Origin of the sequence: Marinomonas sp. A3A, assembly GCF_018336955.1 — a bacterium.
Lineage (GTDB): Bacteria > Pseudomonadota > Gammaproteobacteria > Pseudomonadales > Marinomonadaceae > Marinomonas > Marinomonas lutimaris.
The window spans coordinates 1,495,807-1,511,270 of record NZ_CP025532.1 but is presented as its reverse complement, the minus strand read 5'-3'; the positions used below and the strand labels follow the sequence as shown (position 1 = coordinate 1,511,270).

Genomic DNA, 15,464 nt, shown 5'->3' with positions numbered 1-15,464 from the left:
GCAAAGCAAAAGCAAACGCGAGTTATCTTGAAAAAGCATGGACTACAGCAAAGTATGTCGCGAAAAGGGAATTGTTTGGACAATGCTGTCGCTGAGAACTTTTTTGCCTTACTAAAAACGGAAATGTTCCATGGCGAAACCTTCGAGGATGCAGATGATCTGATCCAAGAACTTGAAGAGTATATTGATTACTACAATACGAAACGGATAAAAATGGGGTTAAATGGCCTGACTCCGGTAGAGTACCGAAATCAGGCATTGTTAGCCGGTTAATAAAGTGTCCAACTTTATGGGGTCACTTCAAAAAGAGGGCTTTATATGAAAACTAGATAGGACAGCGTTTGAATTAATGCTGATTTTGTCTACTTTGCATCAGCATTATTTGATAGTAAGTCTGGATTGATTACCAAGTTTCTCACGCCATGAGCGTGATCTTCTTCGTAGACATTGTCACTATCACACCAATCTCCCACAGATTGAATATCGACCTTAGCGACTTTAGGTCGAACATTCCACGTTACTTGATAAGGCGATGCTTTTTCATTGTAGTTAGGGCCAGTCGTTGAACCAGCATAAGTCACTGGATTACCCGTATTACTAGGAATGTTGGCTACTTGAAAAAAACCATTGCGAACATCGCTAGCGGTTAAATCATCAAAGTTAAGAGCTTTATCATCATTTACCATAACATAAACCTGCGCCTCCACTCGTAGCTGAGGCGTCGGCTCACCTTCGACAACACAAGCCCCTAAAGTTGGGCCAGGTTCTACCTGAGCCGTGGAATACACATAATGCACTTCTATCGTATCTCCAGGGAAAAGCTCGCTATGTTTGCCCTTACAAATAGCACCATTTTTCACAGGCTTGAGCTCGCTCTGAGTAAGCTGACCCGAATAGACATAACCAGTTTGAAAACCTTGTCCGTCACCATTACCGGCATATTGAGTAAACTCACCGCCTTTATGTTCCGCATTTTTGTGAAAATGTATATTGCACAGGTTCATGCTGCTAGAAACTGGCGCTTGCTCAAATGTTTGAAGATTACGGCCAAACATCACATCGATATCTCGCGGGGATTGCGGCCCAACACTTTGATCCTTTGTACTTTCCTGTAACGCTTGACGCTGCTTAAGAATAACCTCATCTGACACTGCTGCCTGATTCGCAGCTATCGCTAACCCTGAAAATGCTAACCCTGAAAATAGAGTAAAACCCACACCACGAACAACTTTAATCGTCATCATTAACAGCTCCAAAATGAATTTACGTGCTAGGAAAACCCCTAGTGAATACTTAACACTGCAAATAGGACTGTTTGTTCTAAAAAAAATTCCAAAAGATCACTCCCCCAAAAGGTTAATACCTCATTTTTTACTTTTTCTTTAAACAGAATCATCATTTTATAAATTTTTTTCTGCTACGTAGAAAAACCAAATTCCCAAATTAAACAAGGATAAGGAATCTGATTGCAGCAAGCTAAGAAAAACACGACAATAAGAAATTAAAATCTAATAACTAAACAATAAAGAGAACAAAATGAACTTAGACGAGATAGATTTGCAACTACTTGCCTTAATTCAAAGTGATGATAGTATTTCCACAGAGTCTATGGCGCAGCAAGTTGGCTTATCAAAAACCCCCTGCTGGCGACGGGTTCAAAAGCTAGAAAACGCTGGATATATCAAGCGTCGTGTCGCGCTTTTAGATGCTGACAAACTTGGTCTTGGCGTCTCAGTTTTTGTTCAAGTGAAAACCAACCAGCATGATGCAAATTGGGCAGAAGAATTTGCCCGCGTCGTGGCTGAATTTCCTGAAGTGGTGGAGTTTTACCGCATGGCAGGGGAATACGATTACTTATTACGCGTGCTGGTCAAAGACATCCCAGCGTATGACAAATTTTATAAACGATTAATTAGTGCCACCGCATTAACCGATGTCACCTCAAACTTCGCCATGGAGCAAATCAAGTGGACAACTCAGTTGCCCTTGCCCAGTGTGAACCAATGAGTGATAACAGGTTTATTAATGCGGCAAGCCAAATAAGGAAAGAGTTATGTCCATTGCTGCCGCAGAAAGCACTTTGAATCAAAGAACACGAGAGCAAAGTACCACAAACCAATCAAATCAAGAGGCTTTGTTTGCCCGCATTCGCGACGGTATCATCGGCAAAAACACACAAATAAATACGCCATTTGGTATAAGAACACTAACCTATGCCGACTATACAGCTTCTGGTCGCAGTTTAGACTTTATCGAAGATGCTATTCGTCACAACGTCCTACCACTTTATGCAAATACGCATACTGAAGCCAATGCTACAGGTCAACAAACTACCGCTTTTCGTGAACAAGCTCGCCAACAAATTCGTGAAGCCGTCAACGCATCAGCTGAAGACTTAGTCATATTTTGTGGCAGTGGCGCCACCAGCGCGATTAATACCTTAATTAGCCAATTAGGCTTACGCCAACTTAATACCGAAGAAAAAGCCCAAACGACGGTCTTCATTGGACCTTATGAGCATCACTCCAACGAATTACCTTGGCGAGAGCTGGGCATTGAGGTAATAAGAATTCCAGAATCTAAAGACGGTGGCGTTTGTTTAATCACCTTAGAAGAGCAATTACAGGCAAAACAAAATAAACGTCTCATCGGCAGTTTCAGCGCGGCATCCAACGTCACAGGGATTTTATGCAATCAAGACGCAATCACGACCTTGCTGCATCGCTATAATGCCCTCGCTTTTTGGGATTTTGCCGCGGCCGCGCCTTATGTGGCGTTAAATATGAACCCAAGCAAAGACCAAGCACTTGCCAAAGATGCGATCTTTTTCTCTACCCATAAATTTATCGGCGGCCCGGGTACTTCAGGTATTTTGGTCGTCAAAAAAGCCATTATCAGCAACCAAAAACCGAGCCTTATTGGCGGTGGTACGGTGTCGTTTGTCACGCCAGAGAATCATACCTTTTTACCCATTGGCGAACGCCGAGAAGAAGGCGGCACACCAGGGATTTTAGAATCCATTCGTGCTGGTTTGGTGTTTCAACTAAAGCAAGCCGTTGGCGACAGTACGATCGAAGCTCGTGAACACGAACTCGTACAGTTAATCGACAAACATTGGCAAAACCACCCAAGCATTGAACGCTTAGGTCATGCTGGCGCAGCACGTTTGTCGATTACTGCTTTTCGAATTAAAACCGATTTTGGCTACTTACATTACGGTTTTGTCACCGCAGTGTTGAATGATATGTTCGGCATCCAAGTCCGAGGTGGATGTTCATGTGCTGGGCCTTATGGCCATCAGCTTTTAGGCATAGACAAAACTGAATCCGAACGTATTCAAGAAGCACTGAGAAAAGGCGAGAAACTGGTAAAACCGGGTTGGGTTCGATTCAATTTGAATTATTTCTTAGACGATGCAGAAGCGGTATTTATTCTAGATGCTATCGATTTTATTGCGAAACACGGCACGACCCTATTACCTTATTACGCTTATGACCAAGGCACTGATTTATGGCGTTTTCAAGGAGAATCGGCCACAGCTAAGTCGCTTAATGAGCTATTGTTGTTGCATACAAAAGCGCAGCAGCTCGAAGCGGAACCAAAGCCAAGTCAAATGGACAATAGAAACACTTATCTAACGCAGGCTGAAGAGATTGTAAAAGACTGCCTAGCAGGTAAATACACACCACAATCACAGCCATTTAATAAAGAATTCAACGACATTAAACGCTTTGTATTAGCTGAGGATTTTGTCTAACTAGTACGGTCTAGACATAGATATAAAAAGATCCAGATAAAGGACTATTTAGAATTTTCCTATTTAGTGCTTTTCTGGATCAAATTAAATTGCATGCCTGTTCTTAATATTCCAGTACTTAAAACATTGGCTCTTAAACCACCACGGTGCAGCCAAGCTCTAACCACTTGCGGTGATGATATTGAATCGTTGGCAAGAGATTTGCCTAACGAGCCACAAGGCTCACACAATTCGACTCCATAAAAGCGTACATCGCCAATAGAGAACTCTTGCCCAACCAATTGGTTAAGTCGTACTCCTTGGGTCACTATGTTACGTCGGGTCGCTGAAAGACCAATGCTTTGCCCAAAGTTTGCATTAAAAGCGGCGATTTCTTCACTTTCAACAAAGGTAATATTTGGACCATCAGAGCCTTTTTTCCCGTAATATCTATCGCCTACGATGCCTTTACCCGCATCCACTTTGACAGCGTCAATGCCGATCTGAGATTGCTTGGACTTTTTCGACACAAAAATTGCTTGAATCACCCTTTGTCTCCTAAGACAAGTCTGTCATTGGTCGATTATGACATACGCACTTATTAAAAACCTTCACCAATAGATCCGTTCTTCTTTACTAGGGTTGATATGGTACAGATTTAATTTAACCACTCCAATCCTTCATAAGGTTTAGCTTTTAAAGACTCAAGACGTGTAGCAAGGGAACCTGAATGCAATTCTAACTTATGGCCATCAGGGTCTTCAATGTATAAAGAATCCCCTTCACTGCTGTTTACTTGCCATTGCTTCACTGCTTGAAAAGCAGTTTTTTGCTGAATACAACACATAACCGCCGAATCAAAAGTAAAGGCAAAATGCGTATAATCCTGACTGGGGGTTGCTTCACCTAGTGACAAACAGAGCCAACAATTCCCGTATGACAAGTAGGCGCCTGTATTCCAACGCACCTCGCCTTTAAACTCTAGCAAGTCACAATAAAACCCAAGTGAAATGTCGAGATTCGCCACACTCAAGGTCAGATGATTAAAACCTTCGTGCTGTTGAATGGAGGATGGTTGAAAAGCTAAAGAGTCATCAAGTGATGCCACCATGGCGAAAATCTTAGTGGCTTTTTCAAAGTGATTCAGTTGATGTTCTTCAATCCACCAGCGGGCAACAGCCATCAAGGTAACTGGATCATGGTTTTTATTGGCAAAAAAAGCATAAAATGACACTTGAACGCCGTCGCCTTTTTGTTTTATTTTTTCAGCACAAACTGAAAGAATCTTTTGCTTAATCCTAGTATTCACTTCTCTTACTCTTTTTTAGAAGACTATCTTGCGAGAATCCCGCACAAGCACATATCGATTAATAATTACGCTATGCGACTAAAGTCTGACTTCTTATTAGACAACTGCCTGCTAAATTAACAAGGCGTATAACAATAATTATAAGGAGATCTACCATGTCAGATCATAGCATTAATGCAGAAAAATACTGGCAAGCAAACCTAAGGCTGATACTAGGCAGCTTGGTGGTTTGGGCGCTAGCCTCTTATGGCTGCGCTATCCTACTTCGTCCCATGCTCTCAGGCATTATGATTGGAGGCGCTGATTTAGGCTTCTGGTTCGCTCAGCAAGGTTCCATCCTCGTATTCATCGTCTTGACCTTCTTCTACGCTTGGAGAATGAACAAGCTTGATGAAGAATTTGGCCTTCAGGAGTAAGTCGCATGGATCAGTTTACTATCAATTTACTTTTCGTCGGCGGTTCCTTTGCGCTTTACTTCGGTATTGCATTCTGGGCTCGCGCTGGTTCAACAAAAGAATTCTATGTAGCTGGCGGTGGCGTACATCCCGTTTTAAACGGTATGGCAACGGCAGCAGACTGGATGTCTGCAGCGTCTTTCATCTCCATGGCGGGTTTGATCGCAGCAGGCGGTTATGCTAACTCAACCTACTTAATGGGTTGGACTGGTGGTTACGTCTTGCTTGCAATGCTTCTAGCACCTTACTTACGTAAGTTCGGTAAATTTACCGTGCCAGACTTCATCGGTGATCGCTTCTACAGTAGTACTGCTCGTCTAGTCGCGGTGGCTTGTTTGATCATCGCGTCAGTTACTTATGTAATCGGTCAAATGACTGGTGCAGGCGTAGCCTTCTCTCGCTTCTTGGAAGTAGATAACAACACAGGTCTTTTGATCGCTGCGGTTGTTGTATTCTTCTACGCGGTATTGGGCGGTATGAAAGGCATCACTTATACGCAGGTTGCGCAATATGTGGTTCTAATCATCGCTTATACCATTCCTGCAGTTTTCATTTCATTACAGCTAACGGATACCTTTATTCCTGCTATTGGTCTTTTCTCTAACCACACTGAATCTGGCATACCGTTGCTACAAAAATTAGATGAAGTGGTACGAGAACTTGGCTTTAGAGACTACACAGCCGATGTTGATAACAAATTAAATATGGTTCTGTTTACATTGTCTCTGATGATAGGTACAGCAGGTTTACCACACGTTATCATTCGCTTCTTCACTGTTCCTAAAGTAGCTGATGCTCGTTGGTCAGCTGGTTGGGCGTTAGTATTCATTGCTTTGCTATACCTAACAGCACCTGCTGTTGCGTCTATGGCTCGTTTGAATCTATTAACCACCATTTATCCTTCTGGCCCAACGGCTGCACCTATTGAGTACGCTGAGCGTCCTGATTGGGTTCAAACTTGGGAAACTACCGGCCTTATCAAGTTCGACGATAAAAATGGCGATGGTCGAGTACAGTTCTATAACGATGTTCCAGCTTTCAAAGACGAAGCAACTGCACGTGGTTGGGCTGGTAATGAATTAACGGTTAACGGTGACATACTTGTATTGGCAAACCCTGAAATTGCTAACTTACCTGGTTGGGTTGTTGGTCTGATTGCTGCGGGTGGCTTGGCCGCTGCACTTTCAACGGCTGCTGGTCTGCTATTAGCAATCTCGTCTGCGATAAGTCATGACTTAATAAAGGGATCAATAAACCCCAATATTAGTGACAAAGGAGAACTCAGGGTGGCAAGGGTATCCATGTTCGTCGCCATTGCATTGGCAACTTACTTAGGTATGAATCCACCCGGATTCGCAGCACAGGTAGTCGCATTAGCATTTGGGATCGCTGCGGCCTCTATCTTCCCTGCTCTAATGATGGGTATCTTCTCTAAACGTGTGAATAGCACTGGTGCTGTCGCTGGTATGCTAGCGGGTCTGATTTCAACCTTGGTTTATATCTTCTTATTCCTTGGCTGGTTCTTCATTCCAGGTACAGCGTCGTTCGCCAACACACCTGATAACTGGTGGTTCGGTATCTCACCATTGTCATTCGGTGCCATTGGTGCGGTGATTAACTTTGTGGTCGCGTTTACTGTCTCTTCGATGACAGCACCACCACCAAAAGAAATCCAAGACCTTGTTGAAAGCGTTCGTTATCCTCAAGGTGCTGGCGGTGCCGTTGACCACTAAGGTTTAACAAAGCACTTCCTATCAATTGGGCCTCACTTCTTTGTGAGGCCCAATTTCCCTATAATAAGAATCAACACAATATCAAAAAAGAGAACGCTTATGTTTTGGGAACTCATTGCTACCGTTTTTGCCGGTATTGGCGGCGCAGGTATTGCCCTGTTGTTAAGAAAGATAACCAAACAAACGGCGCCGAAATGGCTGGTTCCTGTGTTTGCGGGTGTTGCCATGCTTGGTTTTCAAATCCAAGGTGAATACGACTGGTACGATCACCAAACTAGCTTGTTACCAGAAGGCGTTGTCGTTGTAAAAACAGTCCAAGAAGAAGCCCCATGGCGTCCTTGGAGCTACGTATTCCCACAAACACTTCGCTTTATTGCTGCCGACGTAGAGAATTCTGCAAAAAATAAAATTGACCCGAACCTTGTTCTAGTCGACTTGTACTTTTTTGAACGTCGCCACATGGCGAAACGTGTTCCACAAATAGTCGATTGCGTACAAGGCGCCAGAACAGATTTCACTCAATCTTTCACAGCTTCCCCAGATTCAAAACAGCCATCAACTTCAACCTGGTACCCACTTGAAAGCGATGATTTATTACTAAAAGCGGTTTGCGGCAATCAAGTTTAAGAGCGATCAAGCTTAGAAAACTCTTGTTAACTCGAGTTTTCCTCATTGGCATAAAGCACCATAATTCCTCATAATATCGGCTTATCCAATTGCGAAAGTCGATATTATGAACATCACTCCAGAAGAACGTGACGCGGTTTACAAGACCATATTTTCTCGCCGAGATGTGCGACGAGAGTTCAAGCCCGATCCTATTCCAAATGATGTTTTAGAACGCGTATTACTGGCTGCTCACCATGCGCCAAGCGTTGGCTTTATGCAGCCTTGGGACTTCATTCTTGTCACCAAAGCAGAATCCAAGACTCAAGTTAAACAAGGTTTTTTGCAAGCTCACGCCGAAGCAACCGAACTGTTTGAAGGCAAGCGCAAAGAGCAATATAAAAGTTTCAAACTAGAAGGCATTGAAGAAGCGCCATTGGGGATTTGCGTTACCTGTGACCGTAGCCGAACAGGCTCTGTGGTATTGGGACGAACGGCGAAGCCAGAAATGGATTTATTCAGTTCGGTATGCGCGGTACAAAATCTATGGCTAGCCGCGAGAGCGGAAAATCTTGGCGTAGGTTGGGTAAGTATTGTTCATGACAAGGTGATACGCGATACGCTCAATATTCCAGAATCCATCGATATCATTGCCTATTTGTGCGTGGGTTATGTAGACACATTTCATGACACACCAGACCTAGAAAGAGCTGGCTGGTTACCAAGACGAGATGCTAGTTCTGCAATCCATTATGATTCCTGGCCGGAGCCAACTAAAGAATAATTCACTCTAAAAAACCAGCGAGAGCAGAGACTAAACCTGCCCTCGCACTCGCTCTATGAGAGCGCTTTATCTAAAGCCTCGATCAACTGATCCATTTCTTCGCCATTCGTATAGTGAACAAATGACAAGCGAACCACGCCCGTACTTGTGTCCACATTCATGGCTTCTAGCAAACGCACGGCATAGAAGTGCCCTGCTCCACAAATAATGCCTTGATCTACTAACTTCTGCGCTAACTCCTGAGGCGTTTGTCCTTTAGGAATAATAGACACAGTCGCTGCTCTCTTCGCGGGATCAGCCGTTCCAAGCAGGGTTAGTTTCGGATGTTGATCAACAAAGTTTAGCAACTTAGGTAATAAAGCTTGCTCGGCATCATGGAATAAATTTCGCACGCGCTGAGCTTTTTCTATCGCAGAGTCCGTCGCTTCGAAGTGATGATCGTGCAAAGTATCAAAGTAATCCAACACCCCACGGCTTGCCGCCACTTGAGCATGATCAGGACCTGCTGGTACAAACCATTTTTGACGATAAGCTTTGTTAAAATAATGCGCCTGATTACCCAATTTATCGGCCATGGCATCACGAATGACCATCACTCCAAGATGCGTTCCGTAGGCTTTATAAAGAGAAAATAGATAAATGTCAGCGCCTAGCACATCAATATCTGGTAAGCCATGACCCGCGAAGGATACGCCATCCACCACCGTTGCCACACCTGCCGTTTTTGCTCGAGCACAAATCTCTGCTACAGGATTGATTTCAGCGACGATATTCGAACAATGGGTAAAGGCTAAAAGCTTGGTTCGTTCAGTAAAAAGGGCCTCTAAGTCATTTATATCTAACGACCCAGTCTGTGCATCCACTTGCCATTCTTTAATCACAATGCCACGTGTTTCTAATGCACGCCAAACACCAATATTTGCTTCATGATCTTGATTGGTCACAATGATTTCGTCACCCGCTTTTAAAATCTTGCCAAAAGCTTGTGCTAACACGTAAGTATTTTGAGACGTAGAAGGTCCAAGATGCACTTCGCTGACCTTCACATTCAAATAAGAGGCTAAACGCTCGTGTGCTAAATCCATCTGAGCACCCGCTTTTTGTGCCGCAGGATGAAGATGATAAGGCTGGAGCTTGGTTTCTCGATAATATTGATCCAGATGATCAATCACCGCCTGACAAGCATAAGAGCCACCCGCATTATCAAAAAACGCCTGACCCGCCAAAGACAGCTCTTTAAAAGCAGGAAATTGAGAGCGAACAAACGCCAAATCTAATGACACAGCCATAACCTTATCTCCTAAGCGAAAGTAATCCAAAGTATAAAGAATAAGGCACACAAGTTGTTTGCTATTTAAAAGAAGAATTCATAACCTAATACAAGATTTTTGTTTAAATTGAGACTTTTATGAAAGAAATCACCTTAGACCGTACCGACTACAAAATAATCCAAGCATTAGAAAAAGATGGCCGCCTTAGCAATACACAATTAGCCGAGAGTATTAATCTATCGCAATCGCAGTGTTTAAGGCGCTTACGCCAGTTAGAAGAAATGGACATTATTAGTGGTTATAGAGCACAGGTTAACTACCAAAAGCTCGGTTATAGCGTCATGGCTTGGACTTTAGTCACAGTCAGTAAAGACGCTCCCAATGCACGAGATAATGTGATGAATTTTCTACAACAACAAAGTGCTGCCATTAACGTTCATGGTGTCACAGGAGACGTAGATTTGATGGTAGAAATTTGTGCCAAAGACATGACACAATTCACGGACTTAGTCGTCAAACAACTTTATGCCCATGCCGATGTCGTGAGCACAAAATCCTACATACGTTTAGACACAGCAAAACAAGACGGTAGCCCTCTTGATAAGGTATAAAAATCTCATCTAGAATCATTCGCTGTCCGATTGATTAGTTTTTTTCAGGTATCGATGTATTTTTTATCGTTTGTCTTATTTACCCATAGTTTCTACTATACAAGCATCAAAACGAAATAAGTTTTGATGCTTTCTGAAACAACCATAAACGAGGAATACATCATGAAAAACACTCAAACTGTTGCCGAATTACTAAAAAACGTAAACACTTCTTATCTAACTGATGCTGAAAAATACGAAGCTATCGCTCGCGCAGAACGTGCTGAATACATCGTTGCTGGTATTTCTTCTGCTGTTCAATCTGTTAAAAAAGCAGTGCTAAAATTGAAAACAGCGTTTGTATCATCTTCTGCTCAACACGCTTAATCAATACATTTTAACAGTTAAGTACACTAGAAAGTTATTGGGTAAGCATCTGTTCACAAAACAGATATTTTGGCTTACTCCAACAGGCTTGTAAGGAAATGGCGCTAGAATAAAAACATTAAGCGCTTCCTGTTCCTACCTCATCTATCTAATCTTCTTCCAGCAATTCTACTTCAACCTTAATTATTTTTTATTCACAGCTTTATTTTGTTTTTCGCAAGAACGTTCTATTGTTTTTTGCCAATCCTGTTTTAGCCCTAGTAAAAACAACAGCTCAACAAAAACAAATAAAGGCCCTATAATTAACCCCGTTACATCGTCTAAAAAAGCTGGTTTTTTGCCTTCAAAGTAATGCCCTACGAATTGAAATATCCAACCGACGATAAATAAAGCAATCCCAGTGATTAACCATACGAATGTACTTTGAAGTGCAAAAAATTCAGCAATCCATATAGTCAACGCAAGCAGAATCGTCATCACAACACCAACCATTTTGTCTAAGCGAATATAAAAAACACTACTGGCAAGGGCAATAATAAGAGCTGGTGTGAACTCTATGTCAAGCAAGGTGAAATTTGGACGGGACAACAAAACAGCAATCCCGACAACTATCATAGGAATACCAACAAAATGCGTTGCTACATTGCGGCGATCTTGGTGATAAAAGGCATATTGGGACAAATGTTCTAGCATGGTTTTCATTCTACTGACCTCGATTTTTATTATTTTATTGATATCAGTAAAACGCATTTCTAAAAAAGGTTAAAGTATTTTATTGATATATCTCTATACCAGCTATGGTACTTTACCAATCCGCAACTTTAACGACTAACCTGAAATTAGCTCCTCAATTAAGTCAACCCATTCGTCGAGCTTAGCATCAAGCCTTAGCTTTTGTTCTTGGGTAAAAGTCAGATTTAGCTCCGCCAACATTTTGGCATATAGGCGAGTGTTGTACGCCAAAGTCGCTTCGTATTCAGACGTTTTGTAATGGTCTGGATCGCCAATAAGAGAAACGAGCTGCTGCTTAAACTCGGGGGCATTTCGATTAGCAAAAATATCCTTTGCTGCATTCTGAAGAGTACGTTGATATGCAGTTCGCTCACTAAATGTTGGAATAAATTGATGTGCATACTTTTTGATAATATCGGTTTGTAGCTGAGATAACTTACCCATATTATCTTCAACTGGCTCTGATAAACGCTCCTCTCTACGCTTTAATCTTTCCGCCACAGTTTGCTTTTCAAACTTTATCAGGCTTTCTTGTCTTTTTTTATCCAAAGCCGATAGTGCTCCCTCGATTTGTTCCAGAGATAATTGTTGAGCAACCTCTGCCAACTCAGGAGCAATTTTTGTACGAAAACGATTAAGGTGCTCTTGCGCTTCATCAAACTCTCTTAGCCACTGGTCCTGATTGAGAGGACCTGAGTCTAATTTTATTTTCAGATTTTTGAGCTGATCCTGATATTTTTGAAGCTCTATAGAACGATGCCAGTCTTGCCATAAAGCAACCCGCTCATCTAGCATATCTTTTTGACTTGGCGATAAGTCTACATAATCGTCGACATACCAATACATCAACCAATCAATATTGTTATACGCAAAAGATGACGAACAGGCACTCAAGAGAAAGCTAAACAGTAAAACCAGTGGAAATTTACCCTCCTTCATTTTCACTACCTCAACCTAGTCAGCTTTATTATAAATATTACAAGTAACAGACTATCTGGCGATAGTTATATCTTTCATATTCATAACGTGACTTCCTAGATATAATACCGCCGAACAAGATTGAATAGAGAAAAGACATGCTAACTTGGCACTGCCAGACATTTAACGAACTATCCAATAACAATTTATATAACTTATTAAAGCTGCGCTCTGATGTGTTTGTAGTAGAACAAAACTGTATTTTTCCTGATTTGGATAATTTAGATACGTTACCAGACACTAGACATTTGTTTGCTTTGCAAGATAATAAATTGGTTGCTTATGCGAGACTTTTAGCAAAAGGCGATTCTTACCTAGGTTACACAAGCATAGGACGAGTCGTTGTCGCAAAGAAAAGCCGCAAGGATAAAATTGGTCACACATTGATGGCTCATGCGATTGAAGAGACGCTTAAGCTTTGGCCTGATAGTCCGATTAAAATCGGCGCACAATCTCATCTTGAAGGCTTTTATCAATCCCATGGATTTATCACAGTATCCGAACCCTACATGGAAGATGGCATAGAGCATTACCTTATGACGAGGGAGACTGAAGTAAGCCTTTAATCCGCGATCTCAACTCTGGTAAGACTTCAGCTTCAAACCAAGGGTTTTGCTTAAGCCAACGGTTATTTCTTGGGCTGGGGTGAGGCAATACTAGTTTGCCTTGCTCTAGCCAATATCGCCATTGCTTGACCTGCTCTGTCACCTTACCAGACTGGCCTAAATGGTAAGCTTGTGCATACCCCCCTAAGACAATCGTTAATTCAATATTAGTCAGCTGATTAAGCACAACTTCTCGCCATTTGATCGAACATTCGGGACGTGGAGGCAAATCACCTGATTTCTTTCCCACTGACGGTCCGCTTTTATGAACACTATTCCCCGGAAAGCAAAATCCCATTGGAACAATAGCGACTTGCTGCTCATCGTAAAATTCATCAGCAGATAGGCCCAACCATTCACGTAAGCGCTCGCCACTTAAATCATCAAATGGCCGACCAATTTCATGCGTTTTTTGCCCTGGCGCTTGTCCAGCGACTAATAGTTTTGCATTAGGGTGAATTTGTAGAATAGGTTTGGGGAGATAAGGCAAAACATCAGCGCAATGCTGACAAGAAAGAACCGCGTCTTTTAGTATAAGAAAGACATCATTAGACATAAAGGTTACCGTATAAAAAAAGCGGCAACTGAAAAATCAGAAGCCGCTTTTTTTCGTTATTCATTGGGAACTTAGTGGTGATGACCGCCAGCGCCGTGAACATGTCCATGCTCTAGTTCTTCAGCCAATGCTTCACGAACGTCAATGATTTCAACATCAAAGTTCAATGTTTTACCAGCCAAAGGATGGTTACCATCTAGCATTACGCCATCGTCTTCTACTGCGATAACGGTTACTGGCTGTTGACCGCCTGGCGTTTGTGCCATGAATTGCATGCCAACTTGGATCTCATCAACACCTTGGAAATTTTCAGTTGGTACTTTTTGGATTAGCTCTTCGTGAACCGCACCGTAGCCGTCTTCAGGAGCAACAGAAACAGCAAGCTTGTCGCCAGCGGCTTTACCTTGAAGGGCTTTGTCTAGACCATCAATGATATTTTGCGCGCCACTTAGAAATACTAAAGGCTCTTGACCAACAGAAGAATCAAGCTCTTGGCCTTGTTCATCAGTTAGTGTGTAGTGCATGCTAACAACGGCGTTTTCTGTAATTTGCATTGTATTCTCCTAATGAGTAAAAAATAAATAATGAGGGAACGAGAGCTTGATACAAGCAAACCTTACATTTCAACAATAAGCGTTACACCGCCACAACACGAACCCAAACAATAGCTTGTAGCATTATGATAACGTCCCATAAGCTCAATAACTACCGTATAACCGTAGAAGTTTGGTACGTTCGACGATTTTTAAAGGGATGTTTAACAAATATTTTGAAAAAAACTGAAAAACATCCTGTGCTGATCAAATTTAAGACACTTCTTTATTTTCAATTTGAAAAACAGATTGAATTTTTGCAGTAGTAAAACCTAATGTGATATAAAAATTTTTCGCGCCATCACGGGCATCATTTGTACGAACTCGCAATGTTATCTTTTCATTCAAAGCCCACTCTTTTGCTTTTTCGACCAAAGCTCGCCCCGCGCCTTTTAATCTTGCTTGATCCGCAACGGACAAACCTAAGATTTCTATAAAGTCAGCAGAAGCTACTCGAAAAGCATGCTGAGCATGAAGCCAGCCGATCAGTTGACCATTGAATTCGGCCACCCAAACTTTGTCATTACTAGATGCTAGCAACCGTTCAAGACGTTTTATGGCAAGCTCTTCTGATACCGTGTTTTGATAACCTAATGCTGAAGCAACTTCAGCAATGGCATTGGCGTCTTGTAAATTGGCCAATCGGACCTTCATGCTTTTCCAATGCTCCATTATTCATCAGCTGTTTGAAAATGTTTACTCACTCGGAGATGTGAACTGAGAAGTATCAAGCACATAAGACTGACCTAGCCAGCTAACCCCTTGAGTATGATCGACATACTCATTGCCTGTAAGTGGATGCACAAACACGTCCAATGATTGGCGATTTAACATCAACCATGGAATGATCTTACAAAAGGTTTCTGCAGCGAATGAAAGCTGACAGCTCCAAACTGGATGTGGCCCTACTGGCTTTTGATGGAAACGCCCAACACGAACTTCGAACAGCTCACTAGCTTTCTTTGCCACGTCCTTGGCCATTTCAACACCCGCTTCGTCTGTGTAATAGAGATGCGCATGGAATGCTTTGATGTCATCATTTAAAGGAAGTTGGTTCATAGTTCCGCCTATAGCCAAATCTAGAGAAAACAAGTTTAGCACTAGTGAGCATAGTGCAGGAGTCTCTTAC

Annotated in this window: 20 protein-coding genes and 1 pseudogene; 10 read left to right on the top strand and 11 right to left on the bottom strand. The window is 42.3% G+C overall.

What is annotated here, in order from left to right; all coding sequences use genetic code 11:
• Nucleotides 1-273, top strand: a 273-nt coding sequence (locus CYL31_RS07075; protein ID WP_212918228.1) for an IS3 family transposase, incomplete at its 5' end; no start/stop codon positions are given.
• Nucleotides 274-362: 89 nt separating this feature from the next.
• On the opposite strand, the gene CYL31_RS07070 is transcribed toward CYL31_RS07075, so the two are convergent.
• Nucleotides 363-1,244 (bottom strand): delta-class carbonic anhydrase, encoded by an 882-nt coding sequence (locus CYL31_RS07070; protein ID WP_249411724.1) that lies wholly within the window; start codon nucleotides 1,242-1,244, stop codon nucleotides 363-365.
• A 292-nt stretch (nucleotides 1,245-1,536) separates the two neighbouring features.
• On the opposite strand from CYL31_RS07070, the gene CYL31_RS07065 reads away from it, so the two are divergent.
• Both CYL31_RS07065 and CYL31_RS07060 read left to right on the top strand, forming a co-directional pair.
• Nucleotides 1,537-2,007, top strand: coding sequence for an Lrp/AsnC family transcriptional regulator (locus CYL31_RS07065; RefSeq protein WP_212918227.1), 471 nt, complete (start codon nucleotides 1,537-1,539; stop codon nucleotides 2,005-2,007).
• 46 nt (nucleotides 2,008-2,053) lie between these two features.
• Nucleotides 2,054-3,757 carry an aminotransferase class V-fold PLP-dependent enzyme gene (locus CYL31_RS07060; protein WP_212918226.1) on the top strand — a complete coding sequence of 568 codons (1,704 nt, stop codon included), beginning with the start codon at nucleotides 2,054-2,056 and terminating at the stop codon, nucleotides 3,755-3,757.
• 59 nt (nucleotides 3,758-3,816) lie between these two features.
• Here CYL31_RS07060 and CYL31_RS07055 read toward each other — a convergent pair whose 3' ends face one another.
• The 3 genes and pseudogenes from CYL31_RS07055 to CYL31_RS07045 form a co-directional block, all read right to left on the bottom strand.
• Nucleotides 3,817-4,284, bottom strand: a complete 468-nt coding sequence (locus CYL31_RS07055; RefSeq protein ID WP_212918225.1) for an MOSC domain-containing protein — start codon at nucleotides 4,282-4,284, stop codon at nucleotides 3,817-3,819.
• 110 nt (nucleotides 4,285-4,394) lie between these two features.
• A complete protein-coding gene (locus CYL31_RS20815) occupies nucleotides 4,395-4,847 on the bottom strand; it encodes a VOC family protein (RefSeq protein WP_212918859.1) in 453 nt (150 codons plus the stop codon).
• 6 nt (nucleotides 4,848-4,853) lie between these two features.
• A pseudogene (locus CYL31_RS07045) lies at nucleotides 4,854-5,045 on the bottom strand (DUF6500 family protein); the annotation flags it as partial.
• A gap of 155 nt (nucleotides 5,046-5,200) precedes the next feature.
• Between CYL31_RS07045 and CYL31_RS07040 the strand changes: the two are divergent.
• The 4 genes from CYL31_RS07040 to bluB all read left to right on the top strand — a co-directional run bounded on the left by CYL31_RS07040 (nucleotide 5,201) and on the right by bluB (nucleotide 8,623).
• The gene (locus tag CYL31_RS07040; protein ID WP_212918224.1) at nucleotides 5,201-5,461 is read left to right on the top strand and encodes a DUF4212 domain-containing protein; all 261 of its coding nucleotides are present in this window, start codon (nucleotides 5,201-5,203) and stop codon (nucleotides 5,459-5,461) included.
• 5 nt (nucleotides 5,462-5,466) lie between these two features.
• Entirely contained in the window at nucleotides 5,467-7,233 is a 1,767-nt protein-coding gene (locus CYL31_RS07035; RefSeq protein ID WP_212918223.1) for a sodium:solute symporter family protein, read from the top strand.
• Between the two features lie 99 nt (nucleotides 7,234-7,332).
• A complete protein-coding gene (locus CYL31_RS07030) occupies nucleotides 7,333-7,860 on the top strand; it encodes a hypothetical protein (RefSeq protein WP_212918222.1) in 528 nt (175 codons plus the stop codon).
• A gap of 106 nt (nucleotides 7,861-7,966) precedes the next feature.
• Nucleotides 7,967-8,623 (top strand): 5,6-dimethylbenzimidazole synthase, encoded by a 657-nt coding sequence (gene bluB / locus CYL31_RS07025; RefSeq protein ID WP_212918221.1) that lies wholly within the window; start codon nucleotides 7,967-7,969, stop codon nucleotides 8,621-8,623.
• Between the two features lie 53 nt (nucleotides 8,624-8,676).
• Here bluB and CYL31_RS07020 read toward each other — a convergent pair whose 3' ends face one another.
• Nucleotides 8,677-9,912: an aminotransferase class V-fold PLP-dependent enzyme gene (locus tag CYL31_RS07020; RefSeq protein WP_212918220.1), complete on the bottom strand. Its 1,236-nt coding sequence runs from the start codon at nucleotides 9,910-9,912 to the stop codon at nucleotides 8,677-8,679.
• 119 nt (nucleotides 9,913-10,031) lie between these two features.
• Here CYL31_RS07020 and CYL31_RS07015 point away from each other — a divergent pair, with 119 nt between their 5' ends.
• Both CYL31_RS07015 and CYL31_RS07010 read left to right on the top strand, forming a co-directional pair.
• A complete protein-coding gene (locus CYL31_RS07015) occupies nucleotides 10,032-10,505 on the top strand; it encodes an Lrp/AsnC family transcriptional regulator (RefSeq protein WP_212918219.1) in 474 nt (157 codons plus the stop codon).
• 162 nt (nucleotides 10,506-10,667) lie between these two features.
• Nucleotides 10,668-10,871, top strand: coding sequence for an RSP_7527 family protein (locus CYL31_RS07010; protein ID WP_249411723.1), 204 nt, complete (start codon nucleotides 10,668-10,670; stop codon nucleotides 10,869-10,871).
• 183 nt (nucleotides 10,872-11,054) lie between these two features.
• Here CYL31_RS07010 and CYL31_RS07005 read toward each other — a convergent pair whose 3' ends face one another.
• Nucleotides 11,055-11,573 carry an Mpo1 family 2-hydroxy fatty acid dioxygenase gene (locus tag CYL31_RS07005; protein ID WP_212918217.1) on the bottom strand — a complete coding sequence of 173 codons (519 nt, stop codon included), beginning with the start codon at nucleotides 11,571-11,573 and terminating at the stop codon, nucleotides 11,055-11,057.
• A 126-nt stretch (nucleotides 11,574-11,699) separates the two neighbouring features.
• Nucleotides 11,700-12,542, bottom strand: coding sequence for a DUF6279 family lipoprotein (locus CYL31_RS07000; RefSeq protein WP_212918216.1), 843 nt, complete (start codon nucleotides 12,540-12,542; stop codon nucleotides 11,700-11,702).
• A 137-nt stretch (nucleotides 12,543-12,679) separates the two neighbouring features.
• On the opposite strand from CYL31_RS07000, the gene CYL31_RS06995 reads away from it, so the two are divergent.
• Nucleotides 12,680-13,147, top strand: coding sequence for a GNAT family N-acetyltransferase (locus tag CYL31_RS06995; protein WP_212918215.1), 468 nt, complete (start codon nucleotides 12,680-12,682; stop codon nucleotides 13,145-13,147).
• Here CYL31_RS06995 and CYL31_RS06990 read toward each other — a convergent pair.
• The 4 genes from CYL31_RS06990 to CYL31_RS06975 form a co-directional block, all read right to left on the bottom strand.
• Nucleotides 13,116-13,742, bottom strand: a complete 627-nt coding sequence (locus CYL31_RS06990) for a uracil-DNA glycosylase family protein (protein WP_212918214.1) — start codon at nucleotides 13,740-13,742, stop codon at nucleotides 13,116-13,118. The genes CYL31_RS06995 and CYL31_RS06990 overlap by 32 nt on opposite strands.
• Before the next feature lie 71 nt (nucleotides 13,743-13,813).
• Nucleotides 13,814-14,296, bottom strand: a complete 483-nt coding sequence (locus CYL31_RS06985; protein WP_212918213.1) for an FKBP-type peptidyl-prolyl cis-trans isomerase — start codon at nucleotides 14,294-14,296, stop codon at nucleotides 13,814-13,816.
• Between the two features lie 252 nt (nucleotides 14,297-14,548).
• On the bottom strand, nucleotides 14,549-14,989 hold the full coding sequence (locus CYL31_RS06980; RefSeq protein WP_212918212.1) for a GNAT family N-acetyltransferase: 441 nt from the start codon (nucleotides 14,987-14,989) through the stop codon (nucleotides 14,549-14,551).
• A 42-nt stretch (nucleotides 14,990-15,031) separates the two neighbouring features.
• A complete protein-coding gene (locus CYL31_RS06975) occupies nucleotides 15,032-15,394 on the bottom strand; it encodes a DOPA 4,5-dioxygenase family protein (protein WP_212918211.1) in 363 nt (120 codons plus the stop codon).
• Between the last annotated feature and the right edge of the window lie 70 nt (nucleotides 15,395-15,464).